The sequence below is a fragment of the Sutcliffiella halmapala genome, assembly GCF_050107295.1.
Classification (GTDB): Bacteria; Bacillota; Bacilli; order Bacillales; family Bacillaceae_I; genus Sutcliffiella_A; species Sutcliffiella_A halmapala_A.
Window position 1 is genome coordinate 182,553 of record NZ_JBNIKR010000006.1, and the last position, 14,925, is coordinate 197,477.

A 14,925-nucleotide genomic window follows, 5' to 3' on the forward strand; every position below is an offset into this window, starting at 1 on the left:
ATGACACAGACAGAGAAATTTCATGACTTACCCCTAGAGGAAGTATTAGGCGACCGATTTGGACGTTATAGTAAATACATTATCCAAGAGCGTGCCTTACCTGATGCACGTGATGGACTAAAGCCGGTACAACGCCGTATTCTTTATGCGATGTATCACGAAGGAAATGTGGCAGATAAGCCTTTCCGTAAATCTGCCAAGACAGTCGGTAATGTTATCGGTAACTACCATCCACATGGGGATTCATCCGTTTATGATGCGATGGTGCGTATGAGCCAGGACTGGAAGGTTCGGAACATGCTGATTGAAATGCATGGTAACAACGGTAGTATTGATGGAGATCCTCCGGCTGCCATGCGTTACACCGAGGCGCGGTTATCGCCGATCGCTTCTGAGCTTTTAAGAGACTTGGATAAGCAGACTGTTGAGTTTATCCCGAACTTTGATGATACGAGCAAAGAACCGACTGTTTTGCCTGCCATGTACCCGAACCTTTTGGTGAATGGGTCTACAGGTATCTCAGCTGGTTATGCAACCGATATCCCCCCTCATCACCTTGGAGAAGTAATTGATGCAACCATCATGCGCATCGATAATCCGAACACTACCGTGGAGGAACTGATGTCCGCTGTCAAAGGACCTGATTTTCCGACAGGAGGTATCATTCAAGGTGTGGAAGGCATCAAGAAAGCTTATGAGACAGGTAAAGGGAAGATCATTATCCGTGGAAAAGCGGAAGTGGAGGACGTTCGCGGCGGAAAGCAGCAAATCGTAATCACAGAAGTTCCTTATGAAGTGAATAAGGCAAACCTTGTAAAAAAGATCGATGAGCTCCGCTATGACAAAAAAGTGGACGGCATCTCCGAAGTTCGCGATGAAACGGATCGTACAGGACTGAGAGTCGTAATCGAGTTGAAAAAAGAAGCGGATGCAAAAGGTATACTTAATTACTTGTATAAAAACACCGATTTGCAAATAACGTTCAACTTCAACATGGTTGCGATCTATAACAAAAGACCGACCTTGATGGGATTGCCTCACTTCCTGGATGCCTATATTGCGCATCAGAAAGAGGTTATCTCCAATCGTTCACGCTTTGAACTTGAAAAGGCGAAAGATCGCCAGCATGTAGTAGAAGGTCTTATGAAGGCCCTATCCATCCTGGATGAAGTTATTGCCACAATTCGTGCTTCCAAGGATAAGCGGGACGCAAAAGACAATTTGATTGCCAAATTCACATTTACAGAACCGCAAGCGGAAGCGATTGTTTCCTTGCAGTTATACCGTTTAACGAATACGGACATTACTGCACTTCAGCAGGAAGCGGATGAGCTGGCAAAGAAGGTAGCGGAGCTAGAAGCCATTCTATCCAGTGAAAAGAAGCTGTTTTCTGTCATAAAAGCCGACTTGAAGCGTGTGAAAAAGCTTTATACGAATGATAGAAAGTCCAAGATTGAACAGGAAATTGAAGAAATCAAGATCAATCTTGAGGTAATGATTCCATCCGAGGATGTTATTGTCACAGTAACAAAGGATGGATATGTAAAACGAACCAGTCTTCGATCTTATTCAGCCTCCAATGGCCAGGATTTCGGTATGAAGGAATCCGACAGGGTCATTGCTAAACTTGATATTAATACAACAGATACACTTCTGTTGTTTACCAATAAAGGGAACTATCTGTACCTGCCTGTCCATGAACTTCCTGATATCCGTTGGAAGGACATGGGGCAGCATGTGGCCAATATCATCAGCATTGACAAGGATGAATTCATACTAAAGGCAATTCCTGTCAGCAACTTTGAAGAACCGAAATTCCTATTATTCATCACGAAGAAGGGGATGGTCAAAAAGACGGAGCTATCCCAATATAAAGCGCAAAGGTATTCCAAACCGTTGATGGCAGTAAACCTGAAGGGGGATGACCAGCTCGTCAATGTCCATATTACAGATGGCAATCAGGATCTGTTCCTTGCAACAAGAAATGGCTATGGACTATGGTTTACCGAAGAGGAAATCAATGTTGTCGGTGCCCGTGCAGCAGGGGTTAAAGGTATTAATCTGAAGGATGACGACTATGTCATTAACGGATTGGTTTTTGAAAAAGAAACTAAAGTATTGCTCTTTATTGCAACTCATCGTGGTGCGGTGAAAAAGCTGAAGATTACCGAGTTTGATAAAGGCTCACGTGCCAAACGTGGTCTGGTGATGCTGCGAGAGGTGAAAAACAACCCTCATTTAATTGCAGCAGTGGACATGGTCCAATCGAACAGTCTGGTTTATATTCAGACGGAAAAAGGTACATTGGAAGTACTGGAATCTGCCAACTACCGTAACAATGATCGCTATTCCAACGGATCTTTTATCATCGATCAGCAGGATGCTGGAGATGTTACTGAAATGTGGGTTGTCGAGCCTGAAGAAGCAAAATAGACGGAAAAACCGCCTTTTAGACAAAAAAAGCAGTGAACAGACATTTCTGTTCACTGCTTTTTCTTTTCAATTACTCTTCGGCCTACTTCTTACAATAAATAATGTCTGGAAGGTGGAATACAGAACACCTAATATAGTTAACACTACTCCGCTGAAAAGTGCGCTTTTTAAATCCGCCTCTTTTTTATGGGTGATAAAAAACCAATTGCTAATCACATTCCCTAACAGAACAGGGATTACAATCAACAAGATATGTTTCGTCTTCATCCAAAAACCTCTTTCATTGGAAGTTCTTTATCTTTATTTTAGTAGTATAAGCGTTTATCGGAAAATTATGTTGGAATCTCGTTGTAAGGGATATTAGATAGCAGAGATCATGAATGCCTCTTTGAAATGAAGGATGATGCGCTTAAAAGAAATAATGTCTAAAACATGTTAATATACGAGAAAAATCATCAAAGAGGGGGCAGAAGTAATTTTATTGATTGGAATGTGTAAGACATGCCAAAAGATGAGTTAGTCAGAAAGCTGGTTTTTATTTTGAGAAGGAAGTTTGTTATACATAACTTTATTATGTAAACTTATAAATAGATTTTTTGAAAAGAGGTAGAATTGAAATAGATTCAAAAATTGCAGTAAAAAGCTACAAGGTAAAAATAAAAAAATTGCCGAGACAAATTGTTGATTAGAACTAGCGAGTTTTTGAATCAAATCTGAATTTTGAGCTTAAATAATGAGTTTTATTTAATTTGTATGATATTAGATGAAAAAGCACGGTTTTGTAAACAATCCAGCAAAACTATAATTCAAGTTATTCCGTCTCACTATCCAGAGTATACTTAGTTATTGATACAGAAATCATTATTAATTAACAACTACCGATAATAAATGTTATGTTAACTTGTTAAAACCAAAAGAGAAGAACACGGCTAGTACTACGCCCTGTTCTTCTTTTGATTTCATTATAAATTTTTCATCTCAATTTCATGGAATGACCTATTAAAAGTAAAGTCATTCTGTAACCACTTGTAAAAAAAAGCTTTTTTTACACCGACATGTATTAATTATTCGCTTTCTTTACCCACTCTGCAACTGTAACAGTACGCTTTGCTTGATGCTTTACAGCTGCTTGAACATCTTCAATCATTTTCCCATCTTGACCGACGGTTACACTTGTTCCATATGGATTACCACCAGCTCCAAAAGTTACTGGATCTGTATAACCAGGAGTAGCAACGATTGCACCCCAATGATACATTGTTGTATATAGTGATAATATAGTTGCCTCTTGACCTCCGTGAGGGTTTTGGGCGGAAGTCATAGCACTTACAACCTTATTCACTAGCTTTCCATTAAACCAAAGTCCGCCAGTTGTATCTAAGAATTGTTTCATTTGGGATGGCATATTGCCAAAGCGGGTTGGTACACTGAATATAATGGCATCTGCCCATTCTAAATCTTCCAATTTTACTTCTGGTACATCTTTGGTCTTTTCGACTGTCGCTTTCCAAATTGGATTTGCTTCGATTGCAGATGGTGGAGCTAGTTCAGGAACTTTTAATACTTTTACTTCTGCCCCAGCTTCTTCCGCACCTTTTTCTGCCCATCTGGCGAGTTGATAGTTTGTACCACCCATGCTGTAATAAATCACTGCTAGTTTTACATTTGTCATTTTAACTGACTCCTTTTGTGTTGGTTTTCCAAATAATCTGGATATGATACCCATTTAATACACCACCTATTATTTCTTACTTTAGAAGTCTAAATTCATATATTAAGCAATTCTTTTTAACTCATTTGTAACCTTTGTGAAAGATTAAATGAGGTACTAATTATAAGTACATTTTTTTATAATAATTAACAGATATGATGAATACCTTCTGTTATTTGCATATTGACCTCTCCATTAAATCAATGGAATTTAATTGGGAACTATTCAGTTCTTTCTATTTCAAAAATCTCGCCAATCTTAGCATAGCTGTTACCTGCCAACCGACTAACTGCAGCCAAGCCAATTGGATTAATTCTTCCATTTTCGTAAATGTCATTTTCAATATGAAATTGAACAACTTTTCCTATTATAAAATCACCCCCCGGTGTAGCCGAGCCTCCCAATTCCAACGAATGCTCCAATGAACATTCCATTCGAATTTTCGCTTCATGTACCCCTGGTACGGAAATCTTTACACTTTCTATTGGAGTTAAGTTTGCTAACTCAATCTCACTTTCATCTGGAGGAAGGTTTGCAGCTGTTATATTTACCTTTTCAACATTCTGCTCGTCAACGATATGAACGACAAATTGCTTTGACTCGATGATATTCCTTGCTGTATCCTTTTGTCTCCCAGATGTCCGTTGAATGGATAATGAAATCATCGGGGGATTGGATGATACTATATTAAAATAGCTAAAAGGTGCCCCATTTAAAATGCCGTCTTTTGAAATCGTTGTGACAAATGCAATAGGTCTTGGGATTATACTTCCTATTAGGAATTTATAATTTTCCCTTTCTGTATTTTGGGTTGGGTCTATCGAAAGCAACGAAATCATTCCTTTCTTCGTTTTAATCTAATTCTCTAACTTCGAATGGTAGTAACCCTCGTTCAATTTGAAATTTATTTTGTTCATACCGTTCAGGCAACATTAATTTCTCTCCCATCGTTTCAAGAGATTCATCATGTGCGAATCCTGGAGGATCTGTTGCAATTTCAAACAGTATTTCTCCATGTTCTCTGAAGTAAATAGCATTAAAATAGTTTCTATCCTGTACAGGAGTGACAGCATACCCTTTGGAGTCAACATATTTTTGCCAATCCAATTGATCTTGGTCATCAATCGCACGCCATGCAATATGGTGTACAGTTCCCACGCCCATTTGTCCGCGTCCAAAAGGAGTTAATTTAAGGTCGATTATATTTCCAATATCAGCAGTTGAGCGATAACGAGCTAAATCTCCTTCTTTACCGACTAATTCAAGTCCCATTACATTCTCTAACATTTCAGCCGTTTTATTTGGTTGGGTTGATAATAGAGTTGCTCCGCCAAAACCTTTTATAGAGACATCGGGTGTTACTTCACCAAAAGTCCAAGTGTTGATTTCCCCTTCTTCTCTTTCAACAATTTCAAGGTGAAGTCCATGAGGATCATCAAATTCCAAATACTGCTCACCAAAACGTTCCTTTTTTGTAAAAGGAACATTAAACTTTTCAAGTCTCATTTCCCAAAATTCCATCGCACCTTTCGAAACTACATAAGATGTTACGCCCACTTGACCGTCACCGATAACTCCTTTACGAGCTCCTGCCCATGGAAAGAATGTCATGATGGTTCCAGGCTTCCCACCATCATTACCGAAATAAAGGTGATAAGTACCTGGATCATCAAAATTGACCGTTTGCTTTACTAATCGCAATCCTAATACTCCTGCATAAAAATCCACGTTTTCTTGCGGATGACCGACAATTGCTGTGATATGGTGAATACCAATTGTTTTCTTATTCATTTTTTAACTCCTTTTTTAATTTTAAAAATTTGTAAAGAATCTTTATTACTTATTTTGTTCCTACATTTATAGTTCAAGTCTTGTAAAATTTAATTCCATTTTTCCAATTTAATAATCTAAAATTTGAGTTAAGTTAGAATAATAATGCATCTAAAGCAAATTGACCAGGACCGATTAAGGCAATACCAATAACAACCGCAATCAACGTTAGTTGATATTCATATCCATTAGCTGTTGCCCATAATCCGTTTGGTGCATGCACTTTAATAATAGCCATAATCATAGTCCCTGCGATTAAAACTGCTGCAAGTGGGGTTAAAAGTCCTAATGCAAGCAATATCCCCCCAATAAGTTCTGCTAATCCGGCAAAAAGAGCAATGGTTACGCCTGGTTTCATACCAATGGATTCAAACCAACCTCCTGTACCTTTTAACCCATAACCACCAAACCAACCAAACAATTTTTGAGCACCGTGCCCCACAAAAAGTAAACCTACTATCAACCGAATGAATAATAAACCAATATTTATCATCTATAAATCCCCCTAATATTTTATCTTGAATTCAAGATATTTCTATAAAAAAATTAAGCTTATTTCTTACTATTTTCAAAATTTCTTTTCTTCCACATTAGAATCTCGAATTAAAATATCTTGAATCTGAGATAATAATAATACTTATGAATTTTTTTGTCAATATCCATATTAATTTTAGGTTGAACTAATTTTTGTTTTTTCTTCTTAAACTAACATGTTCCGATCGTTTAGTTTAAGTACAATCCTTCACAATAACATGATTTTCAATATATCCCCCTTTCTTTTTAGATGTTGTTCAATTATTTGGTCTATTCATTATAAAAGAGTGAAATACTTATTCCGGGGATTCGACCATTTATTGGAGTAAATATTTTGTGTCGTTTTTTACTTGAACCATTTCCGCAGCTGCTTTTTATGAGCTAACTGGTATCTCTAATAGGGATTGATGTTGTCATAACTATACAACTATCTTGAAAAAAATAAACAATCTCCCAAAACAAGAGAGATTGTATCCTATCCTTTTTTACGATAACTTTCATTTAATTTAGCTAATCATTGGATAAAAAACGATAATTGTACCAATTATTTGAATATAGGTACTAATGATTTCCACATCTAAATATTTTTAATAATTATCAATTGACCTATTTGTTAAAGGTGGCTCATTAAACCAGTTTTTCCTCACTAATAACTTAAACCCTTTTTCCGAATAGCTTTCTATCTGTTCAATTAGTTCCTTTAGTATTTTCACGTGGCTTTTTTTATAACTAGATACTACAGCAGTTTGTAAATTACCGATTCCTATGGGATTTAAGAACATTATTAAGTTAGCCATTAGTTTATCTGAAAATGGAGAATTACTCACTTTATAGACATGAGCCTCTAATCCGGTTGTTGTTGGAACTCCGTTTTCTCTATATATATCGGAAAAAGTAGCAGCTTGTCGATAAGCCAATTTGGTCCCATCTTGCAAAAACCTCTTTGAATCTTCATCCTTTGCAACATCAGAAAATGCAGTACATATGGCTAGACCAACATTATTACATTGAAATGAACCAAACATACTTGCTAATTCAACCGCATTAAGTGGTCTTTGCTGTGTTGATGCAACTTTAAAAATCTTGCTTTCTCTGTCTTCGGCATTTTTATATGAAAATGACCTATTTTGTAATAAACCTTTGTTTTCTAACAATTTTAAAAGCAAATTGTCAATTTGTATTAACTTATTGAGTATTTCTTTAAAGAAATTCTTTACCTTTGGTTCTGTTAGGTCCGAATATTGATAAGAAAGTACACGTAGTCCATTACTAGTTATATGCTTAAGAATTTCTATAATTAATTGATCAGAAAATAGCTTTTCTGTGGGGGAATATAAATCATTTTCATTAAAAAATGGTGTAACAATAAATCCATTTTCAGAAAGAATTTGCAACGCCTCTTGTTCTTGAAATGTTGAAAGTGTTTTAATTTCATTTAAAACACTCTTTAAATCGTGATCTTCAGCAGTTTCTATAAGATTCTCCAAAAAAATATTGACCATATTTGAACTTGATTGTAAGTACCAAAGAAAGCCTAATTCGTTTAAATTCATATAAAAGACCCCTCCAACTCCACAATATATTTTATTCTTAGTTTGTAATCAAAATTGGTAATTATTCATTATTTTGTGTTTCATACTAATATCTTACATGGTATCTCATTACAAGGATCAACAATATAGGCTGCTTTGTTTAAAGGTGTTCAATGTGTTTTTTCTTAAATATTTTTCTTAATAAAAATCCCACACTGACACCTGGTATTACACACAATATTGGAAGCCAAACAGGACCTAATAATACCCCGAAAAGCTTAAAGGTAGAGGAATATATACACCCAACAGTTACAAAGTAGGCTGCAAACACAAATGGTAGAAACGAATAACTGTTTTTCCCTCCATCCGCATCATTATAAGCATCCCACATAGCAAAGAAATACAAACAAGGATAAAACATTAGCCATAAATAATCGGTTTGTGCAATTGCCTTTTCAATATCTCCTTGAAAGCTTGAAATAATTACCTCGTTAAAATTCGCTTGTACATTTATAAGGAACTCTAAAAATATAATAACTATACCCTTTATTAGTTTACCGTTTAAAAATTGTCCAAAACCAGGAAGAGCAATACTCCATAATAACCTTTCTGTTGAGTTCTCCACTTTATTCTAGCCCCTTACCAAGTCTATAATATGGTTGGATTAATCCCCTTTTCAAAGTTAAATGACATCAAAATAATTGCGATTATATTTCTAATATAATCTGCCTTAAATTCAAAACTATTTTATCCCCATAAGGTTTTTTATATGTTACAAAATTTCTATTTCATAATCCATAAACCATTTTCTAACCTCTAACTTACTTGATTTTCTTTATCTTCTTCTGCCTCATTTGAGGCTTTTGCTTTACAAATTTCATTAAATTCTAAACAATCCTCTCTTTTTAGGAACGAAAAATCATTAACTTCCCGAAAAAGTGCGATTAAACCTGACGGAATACATCAACACATAAATAACAATGAGCGCAGCAAACAAGTTTAGAACGGTCAGCGAAATGTTCAAATTGAAATATTGTGTAAGCGCTCCGACTCCAATAACCGGAACGATAAATCCAGAATATGCACACAAATAAAAAGCAGAAATGACTCGTGGGCGTGCTTTTGGTTCCGGTAACTGTCCGGCAAATCGTAATGCAATTTGAAAAGTCCATCCACCGCCGATAGACTGGATGACAATGCCTGTCCAGAGTAATGACAAACTTGATGTTATACCCGAAAAAACAATAACCCATGATCCAATCGCAAGAAGCAGGATGCCTAATCTGATACGTGTAACTGGATGAGTTGGCCAAGGTATGAACTGAGCCAAAGCTGCTCCACTGAGAAGCACGAAAATGATTAATCCAGAAACGGAGAGATTAGACGTTTGAATGACATTCTTGACGAAATTAGGAATAAGGGCAAACGCTATTCCTTGTATTGTGAAAACAGTGAAGATTGGCAGTCCGACCATTGACCAAAAATGAGAACGAATATTGCTTGGTACACCAAATGATATCTTAGTTTTTTCTCGATTTTCCCCACGGGAAACAACATCTTTAGGAATTGTTTCCAGTACGATTAGTGAGATGATAAGCAAGACCAGCAAAACCCAAAATGGCAATCGGAGTGGTTGCAGTTGTAAATATTGCGAGATTAAACCTGAGATAGCTGGTCCCAGACCAAATCCAACGAGAATCGTGACTCCTGATAACTTGAGAGCTGCGCTTACTTTATTTGGAGGAGTTTGCTTCATTAGAAAAGCAACAGCTGTTCCAGTAAAGGCTCCGTAAGCGATTCCTTCCAATAACCTGGCGACATAGAGCATCCAGGCACTTTGGCTACCCAGAAAAAACAAGGTAGATGTGATGGATATCCATATGCTGATGCGAACAACCATTTTTAATCCCCAAGTGCTCCCTTTTTCTCCAGTAACAAATAAAGTTGGTAATAGGAAAGCAGCATAAATGGCAAACAGGATCGTGATTTGTAAACTGTTCAGTTGATAAGTCTCACTATACAAAGGGAATAATGGAGTAATAAAGGTAGCCCCACTCGACATTAAAAGAGAAACCAATAACATTCTTTTCACTACGACAACACCCACTTTCTATTTCTCCAAAAAGATTTTATATATACGAATAGTTATACTAATAGAAATTTTATAAGATATGGTTTAAACGTAGCTTTCATATAAAATTTAAAACAAAGTTAATCTAATAAAATTCTACTTACTAGAAGGTAAGTGTGATTTATAAAAAACCGGTTCTTACGGATTTCTTAAGAACCGGTTTAACTGGTTTAGTACTTCGACTAATACATCGTCACCTAGAACACGTCTGTATAATAATGCTCCCTTCACACTTGATAAAATCACTACAGCTAACTGATGAACGTCTTCAGAATTATTTATGATATTTTCACTTTGTGCTTCAACAACTAATTCTTTCATTACCTTGAGTTCCAGTCTGCTGACTTCCTCAATCTTTTCTTTGACGATATTTGGCAAAGATTCATAATCCGTCTGCAACGAAGAGATCGGACAAATTTCACTACACTTGAATCTTTCCGCTTGTTGCTGAATGAAATGCTTTAGTTTTTCTTCAGCAGAAACCGACGAATTTTTAATTAACGACAAAGAGTTCTGTAGTCTTATTAAAATGCGTTCGGTAATTGCAACTCCTAAATCCTCCTTTTTCTCAAAGTGATAGTGAATACTTGCCTTGGTCACCCCAAGTTGTTTAGAGATGTCATCATAGCTAAACGCTACATAACCTTTTTGTTGAATCAATTTTATTGCTAAGTCTACAATCTGTTTTTTTCGATTTTCCATGCCCTCATAGTAACTTACTAATAGGTAAGAGTCAAGATGAAAGGTGAATGTGTCGAAATATAAAAAATACTTTTCGGAATTTTCACACTACTGATTTACTATCAATCAGGCACTGAAATAGTTTTTTTGCAGCAAATGATAAGCTTAAGAAACATACCTATACACACCCTACAAGTTGTCCAAGATCACATTGTTTCAATATGTGCAATGACACTTACTTACTCCCTCCCCTCTATTAATAACGTCCACGGAAATTTCTCATGTTGGCAAGAAGCTTTAAGTATTCCTTTGTCAATCTCAATAGTAAAGTGAATACAATTTCTAATTAAATTAATAATAAGTTTTAACACGATATTAGGGAGTACATTTGTTTATGACTAGGAAAAAAGATAATCAGGTTTCTGCAGTTAATCAAACCCCTACTGAAATAGTGAAAAGAGCTAAAAAGTCATCTGATTTTAAAGAGCTGGAAAAAAATGTTTCAGGAGTCCAAATATTTATTTTATATTTCACTACACTTATTGATCACAAGACTATGGAACGTGTATTTCTTCCATACATTAATAATTGTGAAAAAAAGAAAGACGAGTCTCTAGATATTCATCAATTTATAAACAACCTTCCACTCGAAGATATTATTAGAACTCGGGATGCAAAAGAAATCGAAGAGAAAATTCATCAAGGTTACGTACTAATTAAATTTGAAAATACCTTTAAAGATTGCCTTTTAATAAACATAAGCAATTTATCAAAAGGGGTTAGAGAATCTAATGAAACTGAGAATGAGTTTAATGTTATAGGGCCAAAATTAGGGTTTGTTGAGAGTCTTGATACCAATATTCTTTTACTTCGATCTAAGCTAAAATCTCCTCTATTAACTACTGAAGAGTTCGTGCTAGGCTCACTGTCAAAAACAAGGGTTACCATGGTTTATTTAGATGGGATAACAAATGAAGAACATATAGAAACTGTAAAAAAAAGAATCTCTGAAATAGATTTTGATATTATTTGGGATACTTCTATAATAGACCAAATAATAAAAGATAATTCTCGTACTCCTTTTCCACTTTACTTGACAACAGAGAGGCTAGATAGACTTTCTTATGCACTCACTTCAGGACAAGTAGTTTTATTTAGTGATGGTTCACCATACGCAATATCCGGGCCAGCTACCATACTCGATTTTTTTCTCTCATCTGAAGATTATTATTACAACTGGGTCATCGGGTCATTTTTTCGTTTCACAAGAATATTTGCGATTATCTTTTCAATCTTTTCTTCCTCTATTTATGTTGCGGTTGTGACGTTTCACTATGAGGTTATACCCGCAGATTTACTAGGTCCGCTAATAGAGTCCAGGGCAAACGTTCCATTTCCACCGTTACTGGAAGTTCTTTTTTTGGAAATGACAATTGAATTATTAAGAGAGGCAGGAGCCCGATTGCCTACAAAGGTAGGACAAACATTGGGGATTGTCGGAGGTATTGTCATTGGACAGGCAGCTGTTATGGCAGCACTGACAAGTAATATATTATTAATTATAGTCGCTTTATCAGCCTTAGCTTCTTTCACTACACCAACTATGGTTATGTCCAACACAATTAGAATATTAAGATTTCCATTTATCATTATGGCATCATTACTTGGCGGGTTAGGTATTATGATAGGTTTTGCATTGTTACTCTGTCATTTGTTTAAATTAAAATCGTTTGAAACTCCTTATATGGTTCCTCTGCATCCGTTTCGTGGCAATAATCTTGCAGATAGTATTATTAGGTTACCTTATAATAAATTAAACAAAAGGCCAGAATATTTGAGACCTAAAGATAATATTAAATATTCATCAATAAAGAGAAACAAAAAGAAGGTAGATATTAATGACGAATAATATATTAGTTAAAATTTGTTTTGTATTTCTATCTCTAATCCCTGTTGGATGTATACCTCACAGCATTATTAATGAAGTCTCTTTGATGCATAATGTAGGATATGATAAAGAAGAAGGTATGTTAAAAGCAAGTGTTGTATATCCAAATTATGCCGAGAGTGAAAAACCTGCTTTAATCACAGCAGCTGCAAAAAATCCATCCAGTCTTCAGGAAGAACTTAGCCATAAGTCTCCATTTCCCTTTGAAATAGGTCAAGTAAGGATGATGATTTTTGGGGATGAACTAAGCAGAGATGGTTTAGCAGACGTATTGGACACAATCTGCAAGGATCCAAAAATCGGTATAATAAGAATTGTCATTACAGATGGAACTCCAGATCAAATACTAAGAAAAACCCTGAATGAGAGTCCGCTATTCTTGATGAATTTGATTGATAAAAGTATTGAAAATGATGGAATTCCCGAATCTGACCTCCATGTAATGTATGACCAGTATTTTGGAAGTGGAATTGATATGTCCTTTCCGAATCTTATCGTTGATACTAATGGGACTGTTAATGTAGATGGAATGGGGATTTTTAAAGGTGATAAATTAGCACTTAGGATTTCAGATAAAGAAACATTCTTATTAAAATTAATGACAGACAGAAACAAAAAGGGGGTATACAGTTTTGACCTTAACATGAATGGACATAAAGCTAATATAGGGGTCAGAACTATCTATGGAAAACATAAGGTAAAATTCATCAAGGAGAACCTCAATGAACAAGTAAATGTGAGCCTTAATTTAGATGTAGAACTTGATACTTTGCCTGAGTGGATTAATCTTGAAAATGAAAAGGAACTTAAATCGTTTAAAAACGCCTTACAGAAATCAATTTCTAACGAAGCTGAATTACTTCTTACCGATTTTCAAACAAATGGTGTAGATCCTATAGGTATAGGAAGAATGTATAAAGCAAATCACAGAAATTACTCTGAACGGAGTTTTTACGATAGGATATATCCTAATATGACATATGATGTAAAAGCCAAAATTGTCGTTAGGCAAACTGGGGTGGGAAAACAGTGAATGTAAAAGTAGAAAAACAATTTCAAGTTTCGGCTTTTTTTACATTTTTTCTCATTCACTCTTCACAAACCGGAATCGGTATTCTAAATTTTCAAAGCCAAGTGATTAAAGGAGCTGAACAAGATGCTTGGATTTCTTTAATAATAACTGGTATAACAACCCAAATAATACTCTATATCATTTTTAAGCTATTAGGTGGGGATACCAATGATTTAGTAGCTGTTCATCAGTATTGCTTTGGAAAAACGATGGGAAACATATTATCTATCTTGGCATTGGTTTATTTTTGGTTGGCTTCCTTGACGGTTCTTCGCGCTTATATTGAGGTAATACAAATATGGGTGTATCCTACCATAAAAACATGGCAACTTTGTTTAGTGCTCGGACTTACATTTTATTATGTAATATCAAGTGGCTTCCGTACTTTAACTGGCTTTAGTTTCTGGGGAGTTATTTTACCTTCTTTTCTGGTTTTTTTAATATATTTCCCAATGAAACATTCGAATTATATTTATCTACTCCCAGCCTTCAACCATTCCCTTAGTGAGCTATTTGTCTCTTCTAAAGCTTATACCCTGCTTTTTCTTGGTTTTGAGTGGATACTGATGTATTATCCCTTCATTAGGAGTTCAAACAATAAAGATATTTCTAAATGGGCGTATTTGGGGAATATATATACAATCATTGTGTATCTAATTATAACTTTAATTTCTTTCTTATACTTCAATCAAGACGTATTAAAACATTTACCTTGGCCCACTCTGATGATGGTAAAAATCGTTAAATTCTCCTTCTTGGAAAGATTTGAATATGTATTCATATTTATTTGGCTGTTAGTGGTTATTTCCCCTATATGTATTTCTATGTGGGCATGTACAAGAATCGTAAAAAGATCTTTTTCCATTCCTCCAAAAGCGACATTAATATTCTTACTTATTGCAGAGATGATCGCTTGCATTTGCTTTAAAGAATTTAAAAGTATTGATCATCTTTTCAATTTTACGGCTAATGTAGGAATTGGTTTTGTATATGTGTATCTGCCATTCCTTCTTATCATAAAAATGATTAAGAATAATTTTATAAAAGCTTAAT

13 protein-coding genes are annotated in these 14,925 nt (G+C 35.3%); 4 read left to right on the forward strand and 9 right to left on the reverse strand.

Annotated features, from left to right (window positions below; genetic code table 11):
• A complete protein-coding gene (parC, locus tag ACQCT5_RS12010; protein WP_499642139.1) occupies nt 1-2,433 on the forward strand; it encodes a DNA topoisomerase IV subunit A in 2,433 nt (810 codons plus the stop codon).
• A gap of 66 nt (nt 2,434-2,499) precedes the next feature.
• Here parC and ACQCT5_RS12015 read toward each other — a convergent pair whose 3' ends face one another.
• From ACQCT5_RS12015 to ACQCT5_RS12055, 9 genes are all read right to left on the reverse strand, one after another.
• Nucleotides 2,500-2,700, reverse strand: coding sequence for a hypothetical protein (locus tag ACQCT5_RS12015; RefSeq protein ID WP_499642141.1), 201 nt, complete (start codon nt 2,698-2,700; stop codon nt 2,500-2,502).
• 793 nt (nt 2,701-3,493) lie between these two features.
• Complete coding sequence (gene wrbA / locus ACQCT5_RS12020) at nt 3,494-4,159, reverse strand: NAD(P)H:quinone oxidoreductase (RefSeq protein WP_499642143.1); 666 nt, start codon at nt 4,157-4,159, stop codon at nt 3,494-3,496.
• A 206-nt stretch (nt 4,160-4,365) separates the two neighbouring features.
• Nucleotides 4,366-4,974 carry a flavin reductase family protein gene (locus tag ACQCT5_RS12025; protein WP_499642370.1) on the reverse strand — a complete coding sequence of 203 codons (609 nt, stop codon included), beginning with the start codon at nt 4,972-4,974 and terminating at the stop codon, nt 4,366-4,368.
• Between the two features lie 22 nt (nt 4,975-4,996).
• On the reverse strand, nt 4,997-5,935 hold the full coding sequence (locus tag ACQCT5_RS12030) for a ring-cleaving dioxygenase (RefSeq protein WP_499642145.1): 939 nt from the start codon (nt 5,933-5,935) through the stop codon (nt 4,997-4,999).
• A gap of 133 nt (nt 5,936-6,068) precedes the next feature.
• Entirely contained in the window at nt 6,069-6,467 is a 399-nt protein-coding gene (locus tag ACQCT5_RS12035) for a DoxX family protein (protein WP_499642147.1), read from the reverse strand.
• 628 nt (nt 6,468-7,095) lie between these two features.
• On the reverse strand, nt 7,096-8,061 hold the full coding sequence (locus ACQCT5_RS12040; protein ID WP_499642149.1) for a DUF3231 family protein: 966 nt from the start codon (nt 8,059-8,061) through the stop codon (nt 7,096-7,098).
• 139 nt (nt 8,062-8,200) lie between these two features.
• Complete coding sequence (locus ACQCT5_RS12045; protein WP_499642152.1) at nt 8,201-8,665, reverse strand: hypothetical protein; 465 nt, start codon at nt 8,663-8,665, stop codon at nt 8,201-8,203.
• Nucleotides 8,666-8,962: 297 nt separating this feature from the next.
• Nucleotides 8,963-10,147, reverse strand: coding sequence for an MFS transporter (locus ACQCT5_RS12050; protein WP_499642154.1), 1,185 nt, complete (start codon nt 10,145-10,147; stop codon nt 8,963-8,965).
• A 162-nt stretch (nt 10,148-10,309) separates the two neighbouring features.
• On the reverse strand, nt 10,310-10,873 hold the full coding sequence (locus tag ACQCT5_RS12055) for a TetR/AcrR family transcriptional regulator (RefSeq protein ID WP_499642156.1): 564 nt from the start codon (nt 10,871-10,873) through the stop codon (nt 10,310-10,312).
• 373 nt (nt 10,874-11,246) lie between these two features.
• On the opposite strand from ACQCT5_RS12055, the gene ACQCT5_RS12060 reads away from it, so the two are divergent.
• Genes ACQCT5_RS12060 through ACQCT5_RS12070 form a run of 3 tightly spaced genes read left to right on the forward strand, consistent with a single transcriptional unit; the run spans nt 11,247 to nt 14,924 of the window.
• The gene (locus ACQCT5_RS12060; RefSeq protein WP_499642158.1) at nt 11,247-12,761 is read left to right on the forward strand and encodes a spore germination protein; all 1,515 of its coding nucleotides are present in this window, start codon (nt 11,247-11,249) and stop codon (nt 12,759-12,761) included.
• Nucleotides 12,751-13,833: a Ger(x)C family spore germination protein gene (locus tag ACQCT5_RS12065; RefSeq protein WP_499642161.1), complete on the forward strand. Its 1,083-nt coding sequence runs from the start codon at nt 12,751-12,753 to the stop codon at nt 13,831-13,833. Before ACQCT5_RS12060 ends, ACQCT5_RS12065 begins: the two co-directional genes overlap by 11 nt.
• Entirely contained in the window at nt 13,830-14,924 is a 1,095-nt protein-coding gene (locus tag ACQCT5_RS12070; protein ID WP_499642163.1) for a GerAB/ArcD/ProY family transporter, read from the forward strand. The genes ACQCT5_RS12065 and ACQCT5_RS12070 overlap by 4 nt, the downstream gene beginning before the upstream one ends.
• Nucleotide 14,925: the final 1 nt, after the last annotated feature.